Source organism: Mycobacterium sp. SM1, assembly GCF_018361265.1.
In the GTDB taxonomy this organism is placed as follows: Bacteria; Actinomycetota; Actinomycetes; order Mycobacteriales; family Mycobacteriaceae; genus Mycobacterium.
The window spans coordinates 874,102-899,286 of sequence record NZ_JAFLNH010000001.1 but is presented as its reverse complement, the minus strand read 5'-3'; the positions used below and the strand labels follow the sequence as shown (position 1 = coordinate 899,286).

The following is a 25,185-nucleotide window of genomic DNA, read 5'->3' as shown; positions in this document are numbered from 1 at the left end:
TCATGAGCATGCCCGTGTCCGACATCGCCGGGGAGGTGGTCAGCCAGCCGGCCAAGGCCCGTGGCCGGCACCCGCTGCTGGTGTGGGCTTGGAGTCTGCTGCGGCTGAAGTTCGTCGGAATTGCGTTCGGGGCGCTGTTCTTCTGCTTGTCGCTGACGCCGTCGTTGCTGCCCCGGGACTGGATGTTTCAGGGGTTGATCGGTGGCATCAATGCCGCATTCGGTTACGGCCTGGGCGTGGTGATCGGATGGCTGGCGCAGCGCGTGGTGCTGCGCAACGTCGGCTGGTGGCCGCCCTCGGCGCGGGTGGTGTTTGGGATGAAGGCGGCCGTCGTCGGGCTCTCGGCGGCCGGGTGCGCGCTGATGCTCATCCCCGCCGCCTCCTGGCAACGGCAGGTGTCGGCGCTGATGGGCATCGAGGGCCCGGCGACGCTGGGGTATCTGCGTACCCTGCTGATCGCGGTCGCCGTCGGCGCGCTGCTGGTAAGCGCGTCGCGGGCGCTCATCGACTCCGTCAGGCTGCTTGCGCGCACGTTCATCAGGCGCTGGCACGTCAACGACGAGGTGGCGTTGTTCATCGGCACCACGATCGTCGTCGCGCTGCTGGTCACGTTGATCAACGGTGTACTCGTCCGGGGTTTCTTCGCGGCGGCAAGCGCGTTCTTCCAAACGCAAAACAGCAGCACCCGGGCCGGTATCACCCAGCCGCTGCTTCCCGAAAAGTCTGGTAGCCCAGCATCATTGGCGCCGTGGGACACGCTCGGCTTCCAGGGCCGCAATTTCGTCGCCACCGGCCCGCATGCCGCGGAACTCACTCGGCTCAATGGCCGGCCCGCCAAAGAGCCCATCCGGGTGTACGCGGGGCTGCAAAGCGCCGGCGACGATCGCTCCCGGATGAAGCTGGTGGTCGCAGAACTCGAACGCACCCGGGCCTTCGACCGAAAGCTGCTGGTCATCGCCCCGACCACCGGCACCGGCTGGATCGACGCGGTGGCCCCGCGTTCGCTGGAAATGATGTACAACGGCGACACCGCGATAGCCGGTGTGCAGTATTCGTATCTGCCGAGCTGGATCTCGTTTTTGGCCGACCGTCAGAAGTCCATGGACTCTGGCCGTCAGCTGATCGACACCATCCATCAGCGCTGGGAACGTCTGCCGGCGGACCACCGCCCGAAGCTGGTGCTCTACGGGGAGAGCCTGGGCTCGATGGCCGGGCAGGCCGCGTTCGGCTTTCTGCCCGACATCGCGAGGATGGGTTTCGACGCCGTGCTATGGGTGGGCCCGCCGCACGCGAGCCCGTTGTGGCATGCGCTGATTGTGCGCCGCGATCCGGGCACCACCGAGGTGCAACCGCGCTACGACAACGGGCGAACCGTGCGGTTCTCCGAGGCCATCGATCCCGCAGACGTGGCCCGGACCGCAGCGCCGCCGTGGGAGGGGACCCGGGTGCTGTTTCTGCAACACCCGTCCGACCCGGTTGTCTGGTGGTCCTCCGATCTGCTGTTCCGCCGCCCGGACTGGCTTATCGAGCCCCCGGGCCGGGACCGCAGCGCATCGATGCGCTGGTATCCGGTTGTCACGTTTTGGCAAGTCAGCGCGGATCTGACCAACGCCATGGGCATGCCCGCCGGGCACGGCCACAACTACCGCAATACCATCCTGGACGGCTGGGTCGCGGTGGTGCCGCCGGATGGCTGGACTCCCGCCGACACCGAGCGCATCCGGGCGGCCCTGAAACAGTCACAGAGTGCTGATGGCACCGAACAGTGATGCGCGACAAGGTGTTTCGCAGCATCGTTGCCTTGGGGCTGGCTTCGGCACTGGTCGGTTGGAGTTTCGCGGGTCCCCGGTTGCCGACGCGGTGGCGGGTGCCGGCCCAGGCAATCACCGGCGGTCTGCTGGTGCTGGTCACCGGGGCGCCGCTGGGGTTGACTCCGCCGCGGCTGGGGGCGGGGTTACGGCTAGGGTCAGCGGGCGCGGTGGCGGCGGGAATCGTGGTCGCGGCGACGACCGCGGTGCGCAGGGTCCGGTTGTCGATGTCTGCCCGGGAACCCGCCACCTCGGCGCCGGTGTGGCTGGCGCTGCAGATACCCCTGGGCACGGTGTGGGCCGAGGAAGCCGCGTTCCGCGGGGCACTGGCCACCGCCGCAGCCGCGGCTTTCGGCCCCAAGGCGGGGCGGATCGCGCAGGCCGCGGCCTTTGGGCTCTCCCACATCGCCGACGCCCGCGCCCATGGCGAGCCGGTGGCGGCCACCGTGCTGGCAACCGGCCTAGCGGGCTGGTTATTCGGTTGGTTCGCCGACCGTTCCGGCGGCCTGGTGGCGCCGATGCTGGCGCACCTGGTGATCAACGAGACCGCGGCGGCGGCCGTGCTGACGATCCGGCGGCGTGCTGCGTCCTGAGGGCTGGGCGGTTTGCCAACCCGGATACGGTCGTGTCGGCTCAGCGAGTTGCTGCCCAACGCGGTCCGCACCGAACCGGGCAGCACCGGGTCCCCCGTCATGGCGGCCCCGGGCGCTTAGCCGGCCCGGCGCCGGCAGCAGACCGACGTCCTCGTGGCAGCTCGGGGTAGTTGGACGGTGGGCGCTGGGATCGCCGGACTGCAGCCGATGGCCGGTGAGGTTACCCCACAGGTCGAGCCGGCCAGCCGGGCGCAGGTGGGGCGAACAGCCCGCAAGGTAACCGATCTCGGCTGCGTACGCTCGCTGCTATGACGGTTGCCAGATCTATCCTGCTCTTCATCGTCGCGGCAATCGCGGAAATCGGCGGCGCATGGTTCGTTTGGCAGGGCTGGCGTGAACAACGCGGTGCGGCATGGATCCTCGCCGGGATAGTCGCCCTGGGCGCCTACGGCTTCGCGGCAACATTCCAATCCGACCCGCACTTCGGCCGGATCCTGGCCGCCTATGGCGGCATCTTCGTCGCCGGATCACTCGCTTGGGGCATGCTCGTCGACAAATTCCACCCCGACCGATGGGACTACCTCGGTGCGGCCATATGCCTCCTCGGCGTCGCCGTGATCATGTACGCACCCCGTACCTGAACCGTCGCCACCCGCGATCTGATCCGGTGAGCGGTGCGGTCTTGGCGTTGAGACCATAGGGGCATGGCCACCCGTCAGAAGGCTGATCCCGCCACGACCCGCCAGGCCGTCCTGGCTGTCGCGCAGTGGCTGCGCGACGACACCGTTCCCGCCCCCGACCGGGCCGAGCTGGCCGCCGCCGTTCGGCTTACCGCGCGCACCCTGGCCGCGTTGGCACCCGGGGCGAGCGTCGAGGTCAGAGTGCCGCCGTTTGTCGCCGTCCAGTGCATCGCCGGGCCCCGGCACACCCGCGGGACTCCTCCCAACGTGGTGGAGGCCGATCCCCGGACCTGGCTGCTGGTGGCCACGGGCCTGCTGCCGTTTCCAGAGGCGGTGTCGACGGGAGCGCTGCGGCTGTCGGGATCGCGCGCCGGTGCCATCGCGTCGCGGCTGCCCATCGTGAACCTCGGCGGCCGAGATTGATGACACGACACGGCGAGTGCCGGTTCGCCGTCGGCGGCTTTGCACGTAGACTCGCTGTCGTTAGCACCCCGGCCTAGGGAGTAGCGCCGACCGTGACCACACCGGAGTTCGAGAACTCCCCCCGCGAAGAATGCGGTGTTTTCGGTGTCTGGGCCCCCGGAGAAAACGTCGCCAAGCTCACCTATTACGGCTTGTACGCCTTGCAGCACCGCGGTCAGGAGGCCGCCGGGATCGCCGTCGCCGACGGCGCACAGGTGCTGGTGTTCAAAGATCTGGGCCTGGTCAGCCAGGTGTTCGACGAGCAGACGCTGGCGGCCATGGAGGGCCACGTCGCCATCGGGCACTGCCGCTACTCCACCACCGGTCACCCCACGTGGGAGAACGCCCAGCCGGTGTTTCACACCACAGCGGCTGGCACCGGGGTCGCGTTGGGGCACAACGGAAACTTGGTCAACAGCGCCGCACTGCTTGCCCGGGCCCGCGAGGCGGGGTTGATCCATCCGCGGGTGCCGGGTGCGGCCACCACCGACTCAGATCTCCTCGGTGCGCTGCTGGCCCACGGCGCCGCCGACTTCAGCCTGGAGCAGGCGGCGCTGGACCTGCTGCCGACCGTGCGGGGAGCGTTTTGCCTGACATTCATGGACGAGAGCACCTTGTACGCCTGCCGTGACCCCTACGGGGTGCGACCATTGTCGCTGGGCCGGCTGGATCATGGCTGGGTAGTGGCCTCCGAAACCGCCGCGCTCGACATCGTCGGGGCCTCGTTTGTCCGGGAGATCGAGCCGGGCGAGTTGCTGGCGATTGACGCCGACGGGGTGCGCTCCAGCCGTTTCGCCAGCCCCACCCCTAAGGGCTGCGTATTCGAGTACGTCTACCTGGCGCGGCCCGACAGCACGATCGCCGGCCGCTCGGTGCACGGCGCGCGAGTCGAGATCGGTCGCCGGCTGGCCCGCGAATGCCCGGCCGACGCCGACTTGGTGATTGGCGTTCCGGAATCGGGCACCCCCGCCGCGATCGGCTACGCCCGGGAGGCGGGCATCCCCTATGGGCAAGGCTTGATGAAAAACGCGTACGTCGGGCGCACGTTCATTCAGCCGTCGCAGACCATCCGGCAGCTCGGCATCCGGCTGAAGCTGAATCCGCTCAAAGAAGTCATCCACGGCAAGCGGTTGGTGGTCGTTGATGACTCGATCGTGCGCGGCAACACCCAACGCGCCCTGGTGCGAATGCTGCGCGAAGCAGGGGCCGTTGAGGTACACGTGCGTATCGCTTCACCACCGGTGAAATGGCCGTGCTTCTACGGCATCGATTTCCCGTCGCCGGCCGAGTTGATCGCCAACGCTGCCGACGACGAAAACGAGCTGCTGGATGCGGTGCGCCACGCGATCGGCGCCGACACCTTGGGCTACATCTCGCTGACAGGCCTGATCGCCGCGGCCGAGCAGCCCGCCTCGCGGCTCTGCACCGCCTGCTACGACGGCAAGTATCCGATCGAGTTGCCCGGCGAGACCGCGCTGGGCAAAAACGTCATCGAGCACATGCTTGCCAGCGCCGCACGCGGCGCCGGCGTTGCTGGCCGGGCGGGCGGCGAGGCCGGCCGCGAGGGTGAGGACAGCGCGCTCGACACCGAAAGCGCCGCCACGCTGCGCCATCCTTAGTGGTCTTGCTCGATGACGGGGCGGCCGACGGCGCGAAGCCGGCGGATCGGGGCTCCGGCTGGGTAGCGCCGGCCGCGCAGATCCCGCGCGGATTGCCGTGTGCGTAGGCAACCGGCGGTCGACGGGCCGGTAGCCTGTAGGGCGATGACGGACCGCGGAAAACACCCCGGCAATCAGAACATCACCTATGCCTCGGCCGGGGTGGACATAGCAGCTGGTGAACGCGCAGTCGAACTGTTCAAGCCGCTCGCCGCCAAGGCCACCCGGCCTGAAGTACGCAGCCAGCTGGGCGGATTCGCCGGACTGTTTGCTTTGCGCGGCGATTACCGCGAACCGCTGCTGGCCGCGTCCAGTGACGGTGTGGGCACCAAGCTGGCCGTCGCCCAGGCAATGGACAAACACGACACCGTTGGCCTGGACCTGGTGGCGATGGTGGTCGATGACCTCGTGGTCTGCGGCGCCGAGCCATTGTTCTTGTTGGACTACATCGCCGTGGGCCGGATCGTGCCAGAACGGCTCAACGCGATCGTCGCCGGGATCGCCGATGGGTGTATGCGCGCCGGTGTTGCGCTGCTCGGCGGTGAGACCGCCGAGCACCCGGGCCTGATCGAACCGGCCCATTATGACCTGTCGGCCACCGCCGTCGGCGTGATCGAGGCAGACGATGTTTTAGGACCTGACCGCGTCAAACCTGGGGACGTCCTCATCGCGATGGGCTCCTCCGGTCTGCATTCCAACGGCTACTCGCTGGCCCGCGCGGTGCTGCTGGAGATCGACCGGATGAACCTGACCGGCTACGTGGAGGAGTTCGGCCGCACCCTGGGCGAAGAACTTCTGGAGCCTACCCGAATCTATGCCAAGGACTGCCTGGCGCTGGCCGCCGAAACCCAGGTCCGCACGTTTAGCCATATCACCGGAGGTGGACTGGCCGGCAACCTAGAGCGTGTCATCCCCCACGGCTTGGTGGCCGAGGTCGATCGCGGCACGTGGACACCCGCGCCCGTTTTCGGGATGATCGCGCAGCGGGGGCGCGTCAGCCGGGCGGAGATGGAAAAGACGTTCAACATGGGGGTGGGTATGGTCGCTGTGGTCGCTCCGGAGGACACCGACCGCGCCCTGGCCATTCTGACCGCCCGGCACCTGGACTGCTGGGTCTTGGGAACCGTCAACAAGGGCGGTAAAGAGGGACCGCGGGCCAGACTCGTCGGAGAGCACCCCCGCTTCTAACGGGGAACCTGCGGCGACGATGGGGACCGGGACGGTCCGAGGTGGGCAGCCCCGGCCGGACAACGGCGCGAACGGCCGGCGGTTACCGGCCCTTAGCGGCGCCAGTCGTCCGCGTCGTCCCGTATCTCGTCGGAAAACCGGTAGCTGACGTCCGACCGATCCGGTTCGTCCGCTCGCGATCCCGATAGCTCGCGCTGAAGCCGCTCGAAGTCGGTCTGTGGGGAGCTGTACTTCAATTCTCGAGCAACCTTGGTCTGCTTTGCCTTTGCCCGGCCGCGGCCCATGGGGGAACCCCCTCGCACAATAACGGAGCGGCCCAACGAGCAGGCGGCTCCGATCTGTCGGTGTCGTTATTGTCCTGCCGACAGTTTACCGTGCCCCGCGGTCGGATGCCGGGATGGGCCCCGTCACGCTCATCGCGCGACGCCGCGTAACCGGTCCACGGCCAGCCGTCCGGCACCGGGCCCCTCGGCCGGCGGCAGGGAATCGGCGTCGATCACCGCGGCGGTCCGCCCCGCACCTTCGGTGACCAGGGCGGCATCGGCCGAAAGACCGCGTTTGAGCAGGGCCAGCGCCACCGGGCCAAGATCCACGTGCTCGACCACGGTTCCGAGACGCCCCACAACGCGACCGCCGGCCAGCACCGTGTCTCCGGTGGACGGCCGGTCCGCCGAGCCGTCGAGGTGCACCAGCACCAGCATCCGGGGCGGTTTGCCGAGGTTATGCACCCGCGCGACGGTTTCCTGCCCGCGATAGCAGCCCTTGTTCAAATGGACGGCCCCGACACCCGGTCCGCCGATCCAGCCCACTTCGTGTGGGATCGTGCGGTCATCCGTGTCGACGCCGAGCCGCGGACGCAGCGCCGCAACCCGGTGCGCCTCATAGGTCCAGACTCCGGCTAACCGCACCCCCACCGCCGTCAAACGCCGCTTCAACTCGACCGAGTCAGGCCGCGGCACCACGACATCCAGCTCGATCCGGTCGTCACGGGCACCGGGCATCCGGCGCACAAAACCGCCGTGGGCCAGCGCCGTCGCCGTCGCCGTGGCGGGCAGGGCATCGACGCCCAGCGCATCGAGCACCCGTGGCTCAGCCAGCCGCGGACCCAGCAGCGAGAGCACCGCCATCTCGGCAGCGCCCGGAGAGACCTCGGCCCAAAACACCATCTTGCGCAGATAGGCCAGCAGCGGCTCACCCCGCCACGGCTCGGTATCGAGATAGGTGGTGCCCCGCAATTCTGTCTGAATCCAATGGTCCTCGACCCGGCCCTGCGCATCGAGGATCAGGTTTTGCGTGCTGGCCCCTTCCGGGAGTTCGCTGACATGCTGCGTTGAGATGCTGTGCAGCCAGCTTTGGCGATCGGCGCCGGTCAACACGAGCACGGCGCGGTGCGAACGGTCGATCAGCACGGCATCGGTGTCCGCCGCGCGCTGCTCACCCAGCGGGTCGCCGTAGTGCCAGACCGCGCCCGCGTCGGGTCCGGCATCGGGGGCAAAAACTGCGGTCACATCCCCACTCTACGGGGCTGCGGGGCTGGCGCCGGATGCTTTTCCCGGGCCGTGCCGGCCCGTATCGCCGTCACGTTAGGCTTCTCGTCAATGGCAGGCCAAACGGGTGTCGTCGTTACGCTCCGCGGCGAGGTACTCGCCGCGGGCACCCCGCTGCTGTGCGCGGACGACCTCGCCGTGGTGCGTGGCGACGGCGTCTTCGAGACGCTTCTGGTCCGCGATGGCCGGGCTTGCCTGGTCGAGGCGCATCTGCGGCGCCTGGCCTACTCCGCCAAGCTGATGGATTTGCCCGAGCCGGAGCTGCCGGAGTGGCGGCACGCGATCGACAGGGCAGCAAACCAGTGGGCAATGGGCACCGCCGACGAGGGTGCGATGCGGCTGATCTACAGCCGTGGCCGGGAGAGCGGCTCGACGCCCACGGCCTACGTTATGGTCAACGCCTTGCCGCAGCGGGTCGCGACGGTGCGCCGCGACGGGGTGGCCGCGATCACCCTACAGCGCGGGCTGCGTGCCGTCGGTGCCGACGAGATGCCGTGGCTGCTTGCCGGCGCCAAAACGCTGTCTTACGCCGTCAACATGGCCGCCCTGCGGTATGCCGCCCGGCAAGGCTCCGATGACGTGATCTTCGTCAGCTCCGACGGCTACGTCCTGGAAGGCCCGCGCTCAACGGTGGTGATCGCCGCCGACGTCGATGGTGCGCCGGGCCTGCTCACCCCGCCGCCCTGGCACCCGATCTTGCGCGGCACCACCCAGCAAGCGCTATTCGAGGTCGCCCGCGCCAAGGGCTACGACTGCGACTACCGCGCCCTCCGGGTCGCCGACCTTTTTGCCGCGCAGGGGATCTGGCTGGTGTCCGCGATGACGCTGGCCGCGCGCGTGCACACCCTGGACGGCCAGCCGTTGCCCCGGGCCGTCATGGCTGCCGAGTTTGCCGAACTCGTCGACGCTGCGATCGTCAGCGACCGCTGAGGAGTGGCTTGGGAAATGCCCGTGCCGTTATCCGGCGAACCGCGACAGCCGCGCCGACAGCCGCGGCACCAGCCGGCCATCAGCGTCGACACGCTCCTCCACGTAGGCCAAGTCCCCGCCCTCGACGATGCCGTAGAGGCGCTTGGCGCCGCCGACCAGCACTCCGGATTTGCTGCGTGCCAGCACGTCGGTAACCAGCTCCCACGACGACTGCGTGCGCGGGCAGCCGTAGAACAGCTCGACGTAGCCGGCCGAGTGCGCCAGCAGTAACTCGATGGCCTGCGACTCCGTCGGGTCGGAGGGGTCGTTGACGAAGCGCCAGTAGCCGGTCTCCCGGAGGTCCGGTCCCTGGTAGTCCCCGGACGCGCTCAGCCGCCACGATCGAGCTTCCCAGTTCAGATAGTCCCCGCCGTCGTGCGAGACAACGATCTGCTGGCCGAAGCGGTAGTCGCCGTGAGCGTCACGACCTTCACCCTCGCCCCGCCAGACGCCGACCAGGGGCAGCAGCGCCAGCAGGGCATCGTGCAGGTTTGCGCCGTGGCGCAGATTGGCGGTGTCGGCGGGGACCGGGAGATCGTCGAAGACCGGGATGTTGCGGGCCGCGGTCAGTTTGGCGCGTTCCGCCGCAGCGGCGACCGCACGACTGCCCGAGCCCAGAGGGCGGGCCGGCCGGTCGGCATGCTCGTTAGCGGTCACGACTGTCGGTGATGAGTCGGTACAGCGCGTACAGCCCTAACCACGCGATCGCCCCGATCGAGGCGACCAGCATGATCTCGAAAAACAGCACCACGCGACGAGTCTAATCGGCCTGTGGCGGCGCCTGGGTTCGCCGACCGGTTCGTCAGGCGATCTTGATGTCGACCTCGTAAAGACCCGCACCCGACGGTGTCACCACGGCGTCGCCGTTACCGGCCGCCGAGAGCGCGCGCAGCCTCCAGGTTCCGGGCGCGGCGAAAAACCGGAAGTCACCGGTGGCCGACGCCACGACCTCGGCGGTGAACTCGTTAGCAGAGTCCAGCAGCCGAACGAACGCGCCCGCCACGGGCGCACCGGAACTGTCCACGACACGGCCGGTGATCACTGTCTCCTTCTCCAGGTCAACGCTGGCCGGCAGCGTCTGTCCTTGTGTTGGCGGTGTGCACATAGTCAGCTTCCCAACTCGATCGGGACTCCCACCAGGGAGCCGTATTCGGTCCAACTGCCGTCGTAGTTCTTGACATTTCGGTGTCCGAGCAGTTCGCGCAGCACGAACCAGGTGTGCGAGGACCGCTCGCCGATCCGGCAATAGGCGATGGTCTCCTTTGACCCGTCCAACCCGGCGTCGGCGTACAGCTTGGCCAGCTCATCATCGGACTTGAAGGTGCCGTCTTCGTTGGCGGCCTTGCTCCACGGCACGTTGATCGCGCCGGGAATGTGACCGGGCCGCTGGCTTTGTTCCTGCGGCAGATGCGCAGGCGCCAGGATCTTTCCGGAAAACTCCTCCGGGGAGCGCACGTCGACCAGATTCTTGACGTTGATTGCCGCGATCACCTCGTCCCGAAACGCCCGGATGCTGTTGTCCGGCTGCTTCGCCGTGTACCGCGTGACCGGCCGGTTGACCGCGTCAGTGGATAGCGGGCGGCCGTCGAGCTCCCATCTCTTGCGGCCGCCGTCGAGCAGCTTGACGCCGGCGTGGCCGTACAGCTTGAAATACCAGTACGCGTAGGCGGCGAACCAGTTGTTGTTGCCGCCGTAGAGGATCACGGTGTCGTCGTTGGCGATACCGCGCTCGCTGAGCAGTTTGGAGAACTGCTGGGCGTCGACGAAGTCGCGCCGGACTGGGTCCTGCAAATCGGTACGCCAGTCCAGCTTGACCGCGCCGGCGATATGCCCTTTGTCGTAGGCGGTGGTATCCTCGTCCACCTCGACAAAGACGACGCCGGGCGTGTCGAGATTGCTCTCCGCCCAGTCGGCAGAGACCAGGACATCGGAGCGTGCCATGGCGGGTTCCTTTCGGTTGTTTACGGGGAAAACGGGGTTACCCGGGTCGGGCCGGGACACCCCGGCTCCTTCTCGGGCCGTTGGGACTCGCGTCGCGGCCGGGCTCGACCTGGTTGCCCGGCTGCCGCACGCGCGATCGCACGTGGTGCGTCGTCAGCGCGCGCGGCGTGTCGCAGGCGCGCGATGAGGGGGTAGAGCTGACAGCCCAGGCAGATGCCAAAGGCCGCGTTCAGGAAGGCTGCCGCTAGCGCAGCCCCGGTGGCGATGACCCCTAGCAGCGGAATGCCGGCGGCGAAGCCGGCCGTGCCGGCGACCGCGAAGACAAAGCCGAGCAATTGCGCGAACTTCAGCGGGGGCACCGGTTCGCGCTCACCTACTGGGCCCAGCCGAGGCGCAACGGCGGCGCGAAACAACCACCCGTAGGGGTGTCGGCGCGGCCCATAGCGGGCGCCGATGCCAAAGACGGCGGCCTGCAAGGCCAAAACCACGGCGGCGGCCCCGCTGCTGCATCCCGAGATGGCCAACGTCCCCACCAGAACCGCCGCGGTCATCCACGCGGCAAACCGCGGCCCCCGCACGTCTACCTGGGCGATGGTGTTGGTGGTCGACACGCAGCTACTCCTGTTGATACGGGAAGGGAAAGCAGACCACAACGGCTGCTTCGAGCACGGCCCGGAAGGCGCGGCTACTCAGCAGCTACAACAACAACCCGCGACGCGGCACAAATCGATAGCGCGGCGCTTGGTGAGCATGGGCTCCAGGCGGGCTGACACGGCGGACAGCTTACCCAATGAGGTAGCGGTCACGCCAATAGGGGTTTTAGGGCCGACCGCAAATCGTCTGCGCTGGGGACGCCGACGGCGCGGTACCGCTGCCGGCCGTTGGCGTCGAAGATCACCGTCGTCGGTAGCGAGAGCACCGAAAGCCGGCGCGCGGCCAGCGGATTGGCCTGCAAATCGACCTCCACATGGGCCACGTCACCGAGGTCACCGCAGACCTGGCTGACCACCCGGCGCACCAGGGCGCATGGTCCGCACCAGGGGGCACTGAAATGCACGACCGTCGGGCCGGAGTCGGACAAGCCCAGAGTTGCGGGCTCCGCGTCGCTTGGACCCGGGTCTGGAACGGTTTCCCGCAGCCGTCCGGAATGCCGGGTGAGCAGCCAGCCGACCGCGGCCGACAGCGCTCCGGCGCCGACTATCGCGACGATGGCGGTGATCATGACTGCTTAAACTCGTCGAGCGTGATCGTGACCCCCTCGGTGATGCCTTCGATGATGACATCTGAGCCGCGGGCCCCCTGGGCGGTGGGCGCCACCGCGAATGGGAGCTTCTGATCGGGCAACCGCTGGCGGAACGCCGCGAGCACCGCATCCTTCTTATCGACCGGAACTTTCTGGTCGGCGGTGTCCGGGCCGGTCAGGATGCCGGTGGGGGTGAACACCAGGGTGGTTCGGTCGTCGCCGGCCATGGAGAGGTCGACGGACACGCTGACCCGCTTGTCGAAGTTGGCTGACTTCGGCGTTCCGGTAAACACCAGGCCATGACTGCTGGAGATCCCCGACTCGGTGGTGCCGCCGGTGGCGTCGTTGGTTTCTTGCGGCGGTGCTTCGACCATCAGGTCGCTGATACCCAGATACCGCCCCAGGTGAACGGAGTCGATGATGATGCGGCTCTCGAGTTTGCCGACGGGAAGCTTCGCATGAGGCTTGATCAGCCACGATGCATAGGCCAGGTTGATCGAGTGCATGGTGGCCTCGAGTGTGGCCTTGCCGACCATCGCATGGTCGACGGCGTTGGCCTTGATCTCCAGTTCGTTGTAGTGATGGCTGATCGCCTGGGGGATGAACGGGATTCCCAAGATGGCGACAAACGGATCCGATCCCAGGCCGGCGGCCTCCCGCACGGCGCGCGACAGCCGGTATTCGGCATAGATGCTGGTCCCAAAATCCACGACGATGGCCGCGGTGACGGCAACGGCTACCGCGAGCACCGCCCCGGCCACACCCATCAGCACCTTGCGCACCCGCATATTCTGCCGCACGGCCGCCGAACGCCGAACGGGGCTAACGGGCCGCCCGTTGCAAGTGAGTGATCTCTAGTGATCACGCGACTTGCACCCCATCTCGGGGTTGTTCTGCAGCCTTGCGGCTGCGTCCCTTCCGCGCTTCACAGCCACCTGCCGGGCGAGGCCCGGTCTTACGGTCGGCTCCACGCTTGACGGCGGCCCCAACTGGGCCGACGACGCTAACCGTTTCCTCGGAGCGTGCGAGGTTGACCGCGGCGTTGTCGTCACGCTGGTGACGTGCCAAGCAGGCGTCGCATAGCCAATGTTCGTCCCAGCCGATGTCTTGCACATGCCCACATTGATGGCAGGTTTTGCTCGACGGGAACCAGCGATCAGCGACCACCAACTGCGATCCGTACCAGCCCGTCTTGTAGTACAGGTGCCGGCGCGGGGTGCCCAGGGCCGCATCGGAGAGGCCGCGCCGGCGGGCGCGCGCCCCCGACAGGCCCTTTTGCCGCAGCATTCCCGCCGCGTCCAAACCTTCGACAACGATTCGGCCGTGGGTTTTGGCCAAACGCGTTGTCAGGACATGCAGGTGATGGGTGCGGACATCGTTGACCCGGCGGTGCAGCCGGGACAGTTCGGTGGTGCGCTCACGGTAACGGCGTGAACCTTTCACACAGCGCGACCGGGCACGGGAAACATGGCGCAGCTGCCGCAGCGCGGCATCAAGCGGGCGTGGGTTCTCAACCCGCTCGATCACGACACCGTCAGCGTCGGCGACCGTCGCCAGCCGGCGGACCCCGACATCAACACCCACCCGTGAGTCGGGCTGCGCAACCTTGGGTTGCTGCGGGCGCTGCACGAGCACCCGCACACCCGCATCCAGACGGGTGCCATTGCGCCGCACCGTAATCGCCAGCACCCGCGCCCGGCCTTTGGCGATAAGACGCTCGACGCGGCGGGTGTTCTCATGTGTGCGGACAGCGCCGATCACCGGCAGCGTCAGGTGTCGCCGATCGGGCTCGACCCGCATCGCCCCGGTCGAAAACGACACCCGATCGGCGTCGCGTCCCTTCTTCTTGAAACGCGGGAAGCCGACACGCTTGCCGGCCCGCGTGCCCGCCCGCGACGTCTGCCAGTTCCAGTACGCCTCAACCGCGCCGTCGATGCCATCGGCGTAGGCTTCTTTCGAGCATTCCGGCCACCACACAGCCCCGGTCTCGGCGTTGACGCACACCTCGTCCTTGACGATGTTCCAGCGTTTGCGCAGCACCCGCAGCGACGGCTTCGCGGTCGCGATCCCGGTTGCGTGCCACGCTTCGATGTCGGCTTTCAGGGTGGCCACGGTCCAGTTGAACGCCTTGCGTCGGGCGCCAAAATGCCTCGCCAACGCGCGGGCCTGGTCATCTGTCGGGTCCAGCGTGAACCGAAACGCCTGCACACACCAGCCGTCGGGCACCTCGAATCTGGCTATCAGGCCGCCTCCGCGTCATCGGCTGCAGCAGCAGCCACGGCACGACCAGCACGGTTGGCCGCCGCGCGTTTGCCATAGAGTCGAGCGCACATCGAGGTCAGAATCTCTGTCATATCCCGCACCAGGTCATCGTCAACCTCGGCCGAGTCGACCACCACCAGCTCACGGCCCTGGGCGGCGAGTGCGGCTTCGACGTACTCAGAGCCGAACCGGCAGAACCGATCCCGATGCTCCACCACGATTCGCGTCACCGCCGGATCGCGTAACAGAGTAAGAAACTTGCGGCGATGCCCGTTGAGCGCAAAACCAACCTCGGTCACGACCTTGTCGACGGCGATCTGCTGGGTCGTGGCCCACGCGGTCACCCGCGCCACCTGCCGATCCAGATCAGCTTTCTGATCCGCTGACGACACCCGCGCATACACCGCCGTCCGTCTACGCGGGGCCGTCTCGGCTACCGCATCGTTCACCAGAATGAGCCGACCCACTCGCTGCGCCGGGACAGGCAACAACCCAGCGCGAAACCAGCGATACGCAGTCACCCGCGCCACACCGTTTCGCTCCGCCCACGCCGCCAGATTCATGCTTCTGTTCCTACAGCACACCACCGACAACTACCGACCACTCAACCCGCAACAGCTAGCAGCCCTCCGCGGAGCGCAGCGCGGGCCGCCGGACGCCGAGCGGGGCTAATGGCCAGGTGGCACGCTATCGTTAGTTGACCTGCCGTTAACGAGGTAGCCACGAACCGGGAGACAACCGGGAGACGCCTTTCCCGGGCGCTGGAGGGGCCAGTTGGAACTGCTGTTGCTCACCGCCGAGGCGCACGCCGACTCGGTCTTGCCGTCGTTGTCGCTGCTTTCCCACACCGTGCGGACGGCACCGCCCAACGTCTCATCTTTGCTGGACGCAAAAGACGCAGACGTGGTGATCGTCGATGCTCGCCTGGATTTGGCGGCAGCGCGCGGTCTGTGCCGGTTACTGGGCAACACCGCAAGGCTGGTTCCCCTAGTGGCGGTGGTAACCGAGGGGGGACTGGTGGCGGTCAACGCCGATTGGGGGCTCGACGACATCCTGCTTCCCAGCACCGGGCCCGCCGAGATTGATGCCCGGCTGCGGCTCGTGAACGGCCGGCGCAGCGACCTGGCCGGCCAGGAAAGCGCGGACAAGGTGAGCTTAGGGGACCTGGTGATCGACGAGAGCACCTATACCGCGCGGTTGCGTGGCCGTCCGCTGGATCTCACCTACAAGGAGTTTGAACTGCTGAAATACCTGGCGCAGCACGCCGGGCGGGTGTTCACCCGCGCGCAACTGCTGCATGAGGTGTGGGGCTACGACTTTTTCGGCGGCACCCGGACTGTCGACGTCCATGTACGGCGGCTGCGGGCCAAGCTCGGGCCCGAGCATGAATCGTTGATCGGCACCGTCCGCAACGTGGGGTACAAGGCGGTGCGGCCGGTTCGTGGGCGACCGCCCGGCGGGGAGTCCGATAACACCGCAGACACCGAACCCGAACAGAACCGCGGTCACGATCCGCTGGCCCATCCGCTACCCAGTCAGTGACGCGGTATCTGTGGCGCTGCGCCCTGACCGCCGATGAGCAGCAGCAGGTGCGCGAACTTGTCGATATCGCAAGCGAATTCGATGGCGTAGCACCCGTAGGTGAGCAGGTGCTGCGCGAAGTAGCCCACGAACGCACCCAGCATCTGCTGGTCACCGACCCGCAGGCGGACGCCGCAGCCGGCATTCTCATCGGCTACCTCAATCTCAGCTCGCGTGCTGGGGTTGCCCCGATGGCGGAGTTGGTGGTTCACCCGCGGTCTCGTCGGCGCGGGATTGGCACCGCGCTGGTCCGTGCCGCGCTGGCGAAGACGGGCGGGCGGGCGCATTTCTGGGCGCACGGCACCCTGATACCGGCGCGGGCAACCGCTTCGGCGCTGGGTCTGGTGCCGGTCCGCGAGCTGATGCAGATGCGACGCTCGCTGCGCGACATCGGGGACCTGGCGGCCCTCGGCCGGGTACGCGGGGTGCGATTCCGAAGCTACGCGGGCGCGACCGATGACGCCGAGCTGCTGCGGGTCAACAATGCCGCATTCGCCGGTCACCCGGAGCAGGGCGGCTGGGTCGAGGCCGATCTAGCGGAGCGGCGCAGCGAGCCCTGGTTCGATCCGCGCGGACTGTTTTTGGCCTTCGACGAGAAAACGGGCAGGCTGCTGGGCTTTCACTGGACCAAGGTCCATTCCGACCGGCCAGGCCTGGGTGAGGTCTACATTGTCGGCGTCGACCCCGCGGCACAGGGTCGCGGGCTCGGTCGGGCCTTGACGGCGGTTGGCGTCGCGTGGCTGGCGCGCCGGCTGGCCGGTGCGGAGGCACCCACGGTGATGCTCTATGTGGCGTCGGACAACAGGGCCGCGATTCGCATCTATCAGCGCCTGGGTTTCACCCGGCACAGCGTGGATACCGCCTACGCGGCGACACTCGGCGCGGCGAGCTGAGCTGTTTACCCCCTGTTCACCGTCCATGTTGGTTTCGGCCACCAGCGCGACATACGTTCCCGATAGCCCCGGCACGCTCTCGGGCGAATTCGATATCCGAAAAGTCACGTGAAAGCCGGGCGGCCAGCGTAACGAGAGTGAGATCAGGTGAGGCTCAATACGGTTGGCAAAGCAGTCGCGGTGGTTTCGGCGGCGGCGACTATGACGTTGACCGCGTGCGGCAGCGATGACAATGTCGGCGCGGCGGCAACGAGAGCATCGGGGGCGGCTGCGCAGATCAGCTGCGGTGGCAAGAGTGAGCTGACCGCTGAGGGGTCGACCGCCCAACAGAACGCGATCGCGGTGTTCAACCGGGTGTGGGGCCAGCTGTGCCCCGGCAAGAACGTGTCGTACAACCCGACCGGCTCGGGCGCGGGCCGTGAGCAGTTCATCGCCGGTCATGTTGATTTCGCTGGCTCCGACGCGCCGCTGGCCCCCCGGCAGATCGACGCCGCGGTCAAGCGCTGCGCGGGGCATCCTGCTTGGCACCTGCCACTGGTATTCGGGCCGATCGCGCTGGTCTACAACCTGGCAGGCGTCAACCCACTCGTCGTCAACGCCGACGTGCTGGCCAAGATCTTCAGCGGTGCGATCACCACCTGGAACGATCCGGCCCTCACCGCGCTGAATCCCGGGGTTGCCCTGCCCGACGCCGGGATCACACCGGTCTACCGGTCAGACTCTTCGGGTACGACCGACAATTTCCAGAACTACCTGGCCGCCGCTGCCCCCGAGAGCTGGGGCAAGGGTGGCGGCACCGAGTTCCAGGGCGGCGTGGGCGAAGGCGCGCAGAAATCGGCGGGGGTCGTGCAAGCGGTCCGGGCGAGCCCGGGCGCCATCGGCTACGTGGAGAAAGGCTTTGCCGATCAAGCCCGCATGCCCTACGCCCGGATTCACGTCGGCGGCCAGACGGTCCAGCTCACCGAGGAAGCGGCACGCACGGCCATTGACGGCGTTACGTTCGCCGGGAAGGGTGACGATTTGATCTTGGACCTGAGCTCGCTGTACACCGCCAAAGAGCCTGGGGCCTACCCGGTGATGCTGGCGACGTACGAAATCGTCTGCTCGAAGGGCTACGATCCGGGCACCGCTGCCGCGGTGAAGTCGTTTTTGATGGCCGCCGCCAACAATGGCCAAAGCGGCCTTTCCCAGGCCGGGTACGTCCCTTTGCCCAATAACTTCAAACGCCGGCTCGTGGCTGCCATCAACGCGATCCAATAATTCGTATGAAGCAATTGACCTGTCCGTGACGGCGCCGAACGATGAAAGGCAGACCGAAACGTGTGGGAATCGATGGGACCGCAATGAGCACACCAAATCCAGCGGATGCGGGTTCGGCCGATGTCGTCGCTGTGCCCGTTCTTCAGCCCGCCCCTGCGCCACTCAGCCCGTGGGGCAAAGCCAAACCACCCTTGGGCGATCGCATATTTCGAGTGCTGGCAGTGGGCTCCGGTGTCCTGATCGTCGTCCTGATCGGCGCGATCGGCGTGTTTTTGCTGTGGCGCGCGATACCGGCCCTGGCTCGCAACGAAGAGAACTTTTTCAGCTACGGCGGCAATTGGGTCACCACCAACACCGCGGCGATGCACTTCGGAATCCTCGATTTAATCGAGGTGACGGTTTACGTGGCACTGTTCGCGCTGGCTCTGGCGATGCCGATAGCCTTGGGCATCGCAATTTTTCTTAGCCAGTACGCACCGCGGCGAGTTGTCGGGCCGCTGGCCTACATGGTCGACCTGCTGGCCGCGGTGCCGTCGATCATTTACGGCGCCTGGGGCCTATACGTGCTGGCACCACGGTTGCGGCCGATTGCAACGTGGCTCAACGAGAACCTGGGTTGGTGCTTTCTGTTCCGCTCGGGCAACGTGTCGGTGGCCGGCGGCGGCACCATCTTCACCGGAGGGATCGTGCTCGCGGTGATGATCCTGCCGATCATCACCGCGGTCACCCGCGAAGTGTTCGTTCAGACACCCCAGAGTCACATCGAGGCCGCGCTGGCGCTCGGCGCAACCCGGTGGGAAGTGGTGAAAATCGCGGTGTTGCCGTTCGGCCGGTCCGGTTACATCAGCAGCGCGATGCTGGGCCTGGGCCGTGCCCTCGGTGAGACGATCGCGCTGCTGATCATCTTGCGTGGCACCCAACAGCGGTTCGGCTGGTCGCTATTCGACGGTGGTTACACCTTCGCCACCAAGATCGCCTCTACCGCTTCGGAATTCAACGACCAGTACAAGGCCGGGGCCTACGTCGCCGCCGGCTTGGTGCTTTTCGTGCTCACCTTCGTGGTCAACGCACTGGCACGCGCCGCTGCCACCGGGAAAGGAACCCGATGACGTCGATGTTGGACCGCCCCGTCAAGGCCCGGACAATCCCCGGAGTCAGCCGGCATCGCCGCGTCGTCGACCACCTCGTGACCGTGCTGGCCACCCTGTCCATGGCCGTCGCGCTCGTGCCGCTGCTGTGGGTGCTGTACTCGGTGGTCGCCAAGGGCTTTCGGGCAGTCGTCTCCGGTGCGTGGTGGACACATTCCCAGGCCGGGATGACACCGTTCATCACCGGTGGAGGTGCCTACCACGCGATCGTCGGCACCGTGTTGCTGGGTTTGGTATGCGCGATCATCGCCATCCCGATCGGCGTCTTGGTCGCGATCTTTCTGGTCGAATACGGTGGCGGAACCCGCCTGGGCAGACTGACCACCTTCATGGTGGATATTCTCACCGGGGTGCCGTCGATTGTGGCGGCGTTGTTCATCTACGCGCTTTGCGTCGCCACACTGGGGCTTCCCCGCTCCGGGTTCGCGGTGTCGCTGGCATTGGTGTTGTTGATGATCCCGGTGATCGTGCGGGCGACCGAGGAGATGCTGCGGATCGTGCCCCTGGACCTGCGCGAGGCCAGCTACGCGCTGGGTGTGGCGAAGTGGAAAACCATTGCTATGGTTGTGATTCCCACGGGGCTGTCGGGAACTATCACCGGCATTCTGCTGGCACTGGCTAGGGTGATGGGTGAGACGGCACCGCTGTTGATCCTGGTGGGCTACTCGCCGGCGATTAACTTCAATATGTTCACCGGGTTTATGGGCTCGCTTCCGGGAATGATGTATGACCAGACATCAGCCGGTGCTGGCGTCAGTTCGATTCCCACCGAGCGGCTCTGGGGTGCCGCACTGACGTTGATCGTGCTGATCGCCGCGGTCAACGTCACGGCCAGGATAGTCGCTAAAATATTTGCTCCCAAGAGGTTTTAGGGGCTTTCGGTGGCTAAGCGGTTGGATCTAAAGGGGCTCAATGTCTATTACGGATCGTTTCATGCGGTTGCCGATGTGTCCTTGTCGATTCTGCCGCGCAGCGTGACCGCGTTCATCGGCCCGTCGGGCTGCGGGAAGACGACGGTGGTGCGCACCCTCAACCGCATGCACGAGGTCATCCCGGGCGCTCGGGTGGAGGGCACGGTCCTGCTCGACGACCAGGACATCTACGCGCCCGGTGTAGACCCCGTTGGTGTGCGCCGGGCCGTCGGGATGGTGTTTCAGCGACCGAACCCGTTTCCCACCATGTCGATTCGTGACAACGTGGTGGCCGGGCTAAAGCTGCAAGGGGTGCGCAATCGCAAGGTGCTGGATGAAACGGCGGAATACGCGCTACGAGGCGCGAACCTCTGGAACGAGGTCAAAGATCGATTGCACAAGCCCGGGGTTTGGTTGTCGATGGGGCAACAACAGCGGTTGTGTATCGCGCGGGCCATCGCCGTTCGACCCGATGTGTTGTTGATGGACGAGCCGTGTTCCTCGCTCGACCCCATCTCAACCATGGCGATCGAGGACCTGATCGCAGAACTCAAGCAGGAATACACCATCGTCATCGTCACCCACAGCATGCAGCAGGCCGCGCGGGTAAGCGACCAGACCGCCTTCTTCAACCTGGAAGCGGTCGGAAAGCCGGGCCGGCTGGTGGAGATCGATAACACCGAGAAGATCTTCTCCAACCCCACCCAGAAGGCCACCGAGGACTACATTTCCGGACGCTTCGGTTAACCGGGGCGTGATCGCCCCGGATGGGGGGCCTACCCTGAGGCCGGCACCTTGTCGTCCTCGGGGAAGCGGCCCGTCGCCTGGAACACAACCCGCCGCCCCACTTCGACGGCGTGATCGGCGAACCGTTCGTAGAACCGGCCCAGCAGCGTCACGTCGACGGCCGCCGCCACGCCGTGTTTCCATTCGCGATCCATCAGCACCGTGAACAGGTGGCGGTGCAAATCGTCCATCGCTTTGTCTTCGTCGCGGATTTGGGCGGCCTTTTGGGGGTCACGAGTCAACAGGGCCTCCTGGGCACTGTTACCTAATTCGACCGCAACCCTTCCCATTTCGGCGAAGTAACCGTTGACCTCTTCGGGCAGCGCGTGTTGGGGATGCCGACGGCGGGCGATCTTGGCGACGTGCAGGGCCAGCGCGCCCATCCGGTCGATGTCGGCGACCATCTGCAGAGCGCTCACGATCGCGCGCAGATCACCGGCGACCGGCGCCTGCAACGCCAGCAGCACGAAGGCGCTTTCCTCGGCGCGGGTGCTCAGCTCCGAGATCCGATCGTGGTCGGAGATAACCTGCTCGGCCAGCACCAGATCGGCCTGCAGCAGTGCCTGCGTTGCCCGTTCCATGGCAACCCCGGCCAGCTCACACATCTCGCCGAGCAGACCGGTCAATTCCGAGAGTTGCTCTTGGTAGGCGGCCCGCATGTGGTCCAGGGTACGTGGTCAACCGTCGGCGGTGCAGCACGTGCGCGATGAATTACCGATGAATGTCGGCAACGGAGCAGCTCCACCGTGGTACCGGTCGTCGGCGGGGCTACTTGCAGGTGGTGTCGGCGGCGTTGGTGACGGTCAGATCCTCGGGCAGCTTGGCCGGTGCGCTGCCGGGGTTGCGGTCGACGAGCACCCGCACCGACGAGCCGCTCGGCGGGGGAGCGGTAATCGAGGAGAAGTCCGGGCCCAGCACCACCTGAACGACGTGGCCGCTCCCGGTGGCCCGTTCGATTTTGGGATTGGCCAGCGTCGATGCCACCGTGACCGCCGCCTGCTCGTTGCCGGGTGAGAAGAACACCGTGGTTGATTTCAACGGGCTGGGGTAGTCATCCGGGGCCAAGACCTTAAAGCCGCGGCGAGCCAACTCGTTGGTGGCGGTGGTGGCCAGGCCGGACTTGCCGGTGGAGTTGGACACCTGCACCGTGACGTCCTGCGGAGCGGTGGTCACCGCCTGGAGCTGTTCGGGACTTTCGGGGTGGTGCGTCGGTGGTGTGCCGGCGGTCGATTTGGTGGCCGGCGCCGATCCCGCCGGCTCCGATCCGGGGCTCTGGGCGTTCTGATCGTTTTCTTTGGGCAACGGATCGTCGTTGATGATGGCGTCGAACAGCGCCCGCATGTCGGCCGTGCGGGGTGGCTCGTTGCCGTTCTCGTCGGTTTCGCCGGTTGGGACGGTCACGAACGTGATGTGCCCGGCGGTCACCCCCTGCATCGACTGGCCGAGGTCCACCAGATCTTTGGTCTTGACGTTGTCGACGTAGCTTTCGCTGATGAACATGTTGACGACGTTGTTGAGCTTGGTGAGGCTGGAAAAGGTGTTCTTGGAGATCAGTGAGCGCAGCAGCGAGGACAAGAACCGCTGCTGGCGTTTGATGCGGCCATAGTCGCCGTTGTCCTCGGTGGTGACCGAGCGAGCGCGCACATAGTTCAGCGCGGTTTGCCCGTCGATGACTTGACGTCCGCTGTGGGCGAGCACCGTGCCCAGCTTGTAGTCCTGCAGTGGGGCCGGGGTGCACACCTCGACGCCGCCGAGCGCGTCGACCATCTTGGCGAAGCCGACGAAGTCGATGGCGATGAAACGGTTGATGGAAAGGCCGGAGAGCTTCTGGATGACCTTCACCAGGCACTTCGGGCCGCCGAACGCGTAGGCCGAGTTCAGCTTGGTCTCGGTGTAAACGTATCGGGGGCCGTATTTTCCGGTGTCCGCGTCGTAGAGCGGACCGTAGGCGCCGGTGTCCGGATTCCAGGCCTCGCACCGAGTCGGGGTGATCGCGAGGTCACGCGGGAACGACACGGCGACAACACGTTTGCGGCTCGCGGGAATGTTGACCAGCATGACGGTGTCGGATCGGGAGCCCCCGGTTTCTTCGGTGTCGCCGGCGCCCATCTGACTGTTCGCCCCAGCGCGGCTGTCGACGCCGACGATCAAGAAGTTCTCGTCGCCGAGCTGCGCGCCGGGGTCGACGATGTCGTGTGACTGCGGGTCCAGCGCGACGACCGTGTTGAGGCGATTGTTCTTCGAGGTGCTCCATTGCCATGCCCCGCCGGTCAGGGCCAGCGCCGCCACCGCAAACAACGCTGCTATCGCTCTGCCGGCCAGCAAGACCGGGCGGCGCCGGGGTGCGGCTTTGGGTTCGGGTGGCGGCTCCTGGGTAGCCGCCGCCCGGATGCGCACCGGCGCCACCCGCGCCGATGCCGTCGGCAGCACGGCGGTTTGCCCGGGTTCGCGGTGGTACTGGGGGTCATCCGGGTAATCGGCGGGGTCGAGATCGGCCGGATCCGAGAGGGGGTCGGGGCCGTCAGGCGACGGGGTGATCGTGCGACCCGTGCGTTGCGGGCCATCTGGTCGGAACGATCCTCGCGGCCCGGTGTCCACTGGTTCGGCGTCCGGCACGGCGCGGCGATGTCGGGGCTGGCCGGCGGCCGGGCTCCCAAGCTTGGCGATCAGGTCGGCGACCGTGAGCTCACCGGTGGTGTGGCAGCCGGAGGCCCGGGTGTGGCCCTCTCCCCGGTCGGGCGCGGCGGCCTCCAGCCGTTGGCGGGTACCGGCGAAACCACGTGACGGGACCGCGGCGAATCGTTCCCAGGGCGCGGCGCCCAGCGATCGCCGCGGGGTGCGGGCGAACCGGTCATCCGCGTCGTCGGCACCGGGTGCGCGCCCGCGATCGGCGAAGGCGTCATGGCCGTCACTCATCGCCTGCCGGCCCCCGAAACCGCCCGCCGCTTCCGTGCGCACAACTGCGCAGTGCCGCCAACCACGCCATCCTCAGGTCGCGCCTAGCCGTCATGCTCGAGCGTGCGGCGCGGACAGCGCACCACCGCCGGAGCGAGTTGCAACAAATACCACATGGTACTGAGACTTCCACGGCGCCGCGACGTCGAGACCATCGCCGTTCAGCCACCGGAGTGCATGATGTCCGCCCGGCTCGGCACCGTGCAGTCATCGCGGTCGTTCAGCCAACCCTCGGGCAGGGCCACGCGCGCGGGTGAGCCCTGCCGGCCCCGCGGCCCGTATCCCGCGGCGGGAAACGGCGCGTTGGCGTCCAACCGGCTCAGCAGCAGCTCGAGCTCGTCGAGTGTGTTAACCAGCGCCAACGCCCGCCGCAACGCCGATCCCACCGGAAAGCCATGCAGATACCAGCCGATGTGCTTACGCAGATCACGCATCCCCTTGTCTTCGCCGAAATGCGCGGCCAGCAGGGCGCCATGCCGGCCGATGATGGCGGCTACCTCGCCAAGCGTCGGCGGGGCCGGTGCCGCGCCGCCGGTGAAGGCGGCCGACAGCTCCGCGAAGAGCCATGGCCGACCCAAGCACCCGCGGCCGACGACGACGCCGTCGCATCCGGTGACGGCCATCATCGCCAGCGCATCGCTGGGGGTGAAAATGTCCCCGTTGCCCAGCACCGGGATGGTGGTTACGTGTTCTTTGAGCCGGGCAATCTGTGACCAGTCAGCGGTCCCGGAGTAGCGCTGCGCCGCAGTACGGGCATGCAGAGTGACCGCCGCCGCGCCCTCGTTTTCGGCGATGTGACCCGCCTCGAGGTGGGTGTGGTGGTGATCGTCGAGACCGATCCGGAATTTGACGGTCACCGGTATCTCGGTGCCCGCGGTGGCCCGGACGGCCGCCGCGATGATCTGCCCGAAAAGCCGCCGCTTGAACGGCAGCGCCGCGCCGCCGCCGTGGCGGGTGACCTTGGGCACCGGGCAGCCGAAGTTCATGTCGACGTGGTCGGCCAGGCCTTCGTCGGCGATCATTTTGACGGCCGTGTACGCCGTGGCGGGGTCAACGGTGTAAAGCTGCAGCGATCGCGGTGACTCCCCGTCGGAGAACGCCGTCATCCGCATCGTGGCGGGATGGCGTTCGGCCAGGGCGCGCGCGGTCACCATCTCGCAGACGTACAGCCCGCTGACCGTGCCAACCTTGGCTTGCTCGAGCTCACGGCACAGGGTCCGGAATGCGACGTTGGTGACCCCGGCCATGGGGGCCAGCACCACGGGGCTGCGCGGCGCGATCGAGCCGATTCGCAACGGCG

26 protein-coding genes and 1 pseudogene are annotated in these 25,185 nt (G+C 67.1%); 13 read left to right on the top strand and 14 right to left on the bottom strand.

The window, feature by feature from the left end; genetic code table 11:
* Nucleotides 1-2 precede the first annotated feature (2 nt).
* The 6 genes from MSM1_RS04150 to purM all read left to right on the top strand — a co-directional run bounded on the left by MSM1_RS04150 (nt 3) and on the right by purM (nt 6,389).
* Nucleotides 3-1,769 carry an alpha/beta hydrolase gene (locus tag MSM1_RS04150; RefSeq protein WP_213440308.1) on the top strand — a complete coding sequence of 589 codons (1,767 nt, stop codon included), beginning with the start codon at nt 3-5 and terminating at the stop codon, nt 1,767-1,769.
* The gene (locus MSM1_RS04145) at nt 1,769-2,401 is read left to right on the top strand and encodes a CPBP family intramembrane glutamic endopeptidase (protein WP_213440307.1); all 633 of its coding nucleotides are present in this window, start codon (nt 1,769-1,771) and stop codon (nt 2,399-2,401) included. Before MSM1_RS04150 ends, MSM1_RS04145 begins: the two co-directional genes overlap by 1 nt.
* A 308-nt stretch (nt 2,402-2,709) precedes the next feature.
* Nucleotides 2,710-3,042 carry a YnfA family protein gene (locus tag MSM1_RS04140; RefSeq protein WP_213440305.1) on the top strand — a complete coding sequence of 111 codons (333 nt, stop codon included), beginning with the start codon at nt 2,710-2,712 and terminating at the stop codon, nt 3,040-3,042.
* A gap of 63 nt (nt 3,043-3,105) precedes the next feature.
* Entirely contained in the window at nt 3,106-3,504 is a 399-nt protein-coding gene (locus MSM1_RS04135) for a sterol carrier family protein (protein WP_213440303.1), read from the top strand.
* A gap of 92 nt (nt 3,505-3,596) precedes the next feature.
* Complete coding sequence (gene purF, locus MSM1_RS04130) at nt 3,597-5,162, top strand: amidophosphoribosyltransferase (protein ID WP_213440302.1); 1,566 nt, start codon at nt 3,597-3,599, stop codon at nt 5,160-5,162.
* 144 nt (nt 5,163-5,306) lie between these two features.
* Nucleotides 5,307-6,389 (top strand): phosphoribosylformylglycinamidine cyclo-ligase, encoded by a 1,083-nt coding sequence (gene purM / locus MSM1_RS04125; protein ID WP_213440301.1) that lies wholly within the window; start codon nt 5,307-5,309, stop codon nt 6,387-6,389.
* 92 nt (nt 6,390-6,481) lie between these two features.
* On the opposite strand, the gene MSM1_RS04120 is transcribed toward purM, so the two are convergent.
* The gene (locus tag MSM1_RS04120; RefSeq protein WP_213440299.1) at nt 6,482-6,673 is read right to left on the bottom strand and encodes a DUF3073 domain-containing protein; all 192 of its coding nucleotides are present in this window, start codon (nt 6,671-6,673) and stop codon (nt 6,482-6,484) included.
* A 129-nt stretch (nt 6,674-6,802) separates the two neighbouring features.
* The gene (locus MSM1_RS04115; RefSeq protein ID WP_213440298.1) at nt 6,803-7,897 is read right to left on the bottom strand and encodes a folate-binding protein YgfZ; all 1,095 of its coding nucleotides are present in this window, start codon (nt 7,895-7,897) and stop codon (nt 6,803-6,805) included.
* Nucleotides 7,898-7,987: 90 nt separating this feature from the next.
* Between MSM1_RS04115 and MSM1_RS04110 the strand changes: the two genes are divergently transcribed.
* Nucleotides 7,988-8,866, top strand: coding sequence for an aminodeoxychorismate lyase (locus MSM1_RS04110; protein ID WP_213440297.1), 879 nt, complete (start codon nt 7,988-7,990; stop codon nt 8,864-8,866).
* A 27-nt stretch (nt 8,867-8,893) separates the two neighbouring features.
* Here MSM1_RS04110 and MSM1_RS04105 read toward each other — a convergent pair whose 3' ends face one another.
* The 9 genes and pseudogenes from MSM1_RS04105 to MSM1_RS04070 form a co-directional block, all read right to left on the bottom strand.
* On the bottom strand, nt 8,894-9,562 hold the full coding sequence (locus MSM1_RS04105) for an FABP family protein (RefSeq protein WP_213440296.1): 669 nt from the start codon (nt 9,560-9,562) through the stop codon (nt 8,894-8,896).
* A gap of 145 nt (nt 9,563-9,707) precedes the next feature.
* Nucleotides 9,708-10,010, bottom strand: coding sequence for a DUF1416 domain-containing protein (locus MSM1_RS04100; protein WP_213440294.1), 303 nt, complete (start codon nt 10,008-10,010; stop codon nt 9,708-9,710).
* A 2-nt stretch (nt 10,011-10,012) separates the two neighbouring features.
* On the bottom strand, nt 10,013-10,846 hold the full coding sequence (locus MSM1_RS04095) for a sulfurtransferase (RefSeq protein WP_213440292.1): 834 nt from the start codon (nt 10,844-10,846) through the stop codon (nt 10,013-10,015).
* 155 nt (nt 10,847-11,001) lie between these two features.
* A pseudogene (locus tag MSM1_RS04090) lies at nt 11,002-11,457 on the bottom strand (DUF4395 domain-containing protein); the annotation flags it as partial.
* A gap of 78 nt (nt 11,458-11,535) precedes the next feature.
* Nucleotides 11,536-11,619 (bottom strand): Ms5788A family Cys-rich leader peptide, encoded by an 84-nt coding sequence (locus MSM1_RS22865; protein WP_374101689.1) that lies wholly within the window; start codon nt 11,617-11,619, stop codon nt 11,536-11,538.
* Between the two features lie 29 nt (nt 11,620-11,648).
* Nucleotides 11,649-12,068: a thioredoxin family protein gene (locus MSM1_RS04085; RefSeq protein WP_213440290.1), complete on the bottom strand. Its 420-nt coding sequence runs from the start codon at nt 12,066-12,068 to the stop codon at nt 11,649-11,651.
* Nucleotides 12,065-12,877 carry a mannan chain length control protein LmeA gene (gene lmeA / locus MSM1_RS04080; RefSeq protein WP_213441388.1) on the bottom strand — a complete coding sequence of 271 codons (813 nt, stop codon included), beginning with the start codon at nt 12,875-12,877 and terminating at the stop codon, nt 12,065-12,067. Before lmeA ends, MSM1_RS04085 begins: the two co-directional genes overlap by 4 nt.
* 73 nt (nt 12,878-12,950) lie before the next feature.
* Nucleotides 12,951-14,330 carry an IS607 family element RNA-guided endonuclease TnpB gene (gene tnpB / locus MSM1_RS04075; protein ID WP_213441386.1) on the bottom strand — a complete coding sequence of 460 codons (1,380 nt, stop codon included), beginning with the start codon at nt 14,328-14,330 and terminating at the stop codon, nt 12,951-12,953.
* Complete coding sequence (locus tag MSM1_RS04070; protein WP_213440289.1) at nt 14,330-14,914, bottom strand: IS607 family transposase; 585 nt, start codon at nt 14,912-14,914, stop codon at nt 14,330-14,332. Before MSM1_RS04070 ends, tnpB begins: the two co-directional genes overlap by 1 nt.
* Nucleotides 14,915-15,125: 211 nt before the next feature.
* On the opposite strand from MSM1_RS04070, the gene MSM1_RS04065 reads away from it, so the two are divergent.
* The 6 genes from MSM1_RS04065 (at nt 15,126) to pstB (ending at nt 20,891) form a co-directional block, all read left to right on the top strand.
* A complete protein-coding gene (locus MSM1_RS04065) occupies nt 15,126-15,893 on the top strand; it encodes a response regulator transcription factor (protein WP_213440287.1) in 768 nt (255 codons plus the stop codon).
* A complete protein-coding gene (gene mshD / locus MSM1_RS04060; RefSeq protein WP_213440285.1) occupies nt 15,890-16,825 on the top strand; it encodes a mycothiol synthase in 936 nt (311 codons plus the stop codon). Before MSM1_RS04065 ends, mshD begins: the two co-directional genes overlap by 4 nt.
* Nucleotides 16,826-16,972: 147 nt before the next feature.
* Entirely contained in the window at nt 16,973-18,085 is a 1,113-nt protein-coding gene (gene pstS, locus MSM1_RS04055; RefSeq protein ID WP_307857273.1) for a phosphate ABC transporter substrate-binding protein PstS, read from the top strand.
* A gap of 83 nt (nt 18,086-18,168) precedes the next feature.
* Nucleotides 18,169-19,194: a phosphate ABC transporter permease subunit PstC gene (pstC, locus tag MSM1_RS04050; RefSeq protein ID WP_213440283.1), complete on the top strand. Its 1,026-nt coding sequence runs from the start codon at nt 18,169-18,171 to the stop codon at nt 19,192-19,194.
* Nucleotides 19,191-20,105, top strand: coding sequence for a phosphate ABC transporter permease PstA (gene pstA / locus MSM1_RS04045; protein ID WP_213440281.1), 915 nt, complete (start codon nt 19,191-19,193; stop codon nt 20,103-20,105). Before pstC ends, pstA begins: the two co-directional genes overlap by 4 nt.
* Before the next feature lie 9 nt (nt 20,106-20,114).
* Nucleotides 20,115-20,891 carry a phosphate ABC transporter ATP-binding protein PstB gene (gene pstB / locus MSM1_RS04040; protein WP_213440280.1) on the top strand — a complete coding sequence of 259 codons (777 nt, stop codon included), beginning with the start codon at nt 20,115-20,117 and terminating at the stop codon, nt 20,889-20,891.
* Nucleotides 20,892-20,920: 29 nt separating this feature from the next.
* Here the strand turns inward: pstB and phoU are convergent, their stop codons facing one another.
* The 3 genes from phoU to dusB form a co-directional block, all read right to left on the bottom strand.
* Entirely contained in the window at nt 20,921-21,589 is a 669-nt protein-coding gene (gene phoU, locus MSM1_RS04035) for a phosphate signaling complex protein PhoU (protein ID WP_213440279.1), read from the bottom strand.
* A gap of 109 nt (nt 21,590-21,698) precedes the next feature.
* Nucleotides 21,699-23,846, bottom strand: a complete 2,148-nt coding sequence (locus tag MSM1_RS04030) for an LCP family protein (RefSeq protein ID WP_213441382.1) — start codon at nt 23,844-23,846, stop codon at nt 21,699-21,701.
* 200 nt (nt 23,847-24,046) lie between these two features.
* Entirely contained in the window at nt 24,047-25,180 is a 1,134-nt protein-coding gene (gene dusB, locus MSM1_RS04025; protein WP_213440278.1) for a tRNA dihydrouridine synthase DusB, read from the bottom strand.
* Between the last annotated feature and the right edge of the window lie 5 nt (nt 25,181-25,185).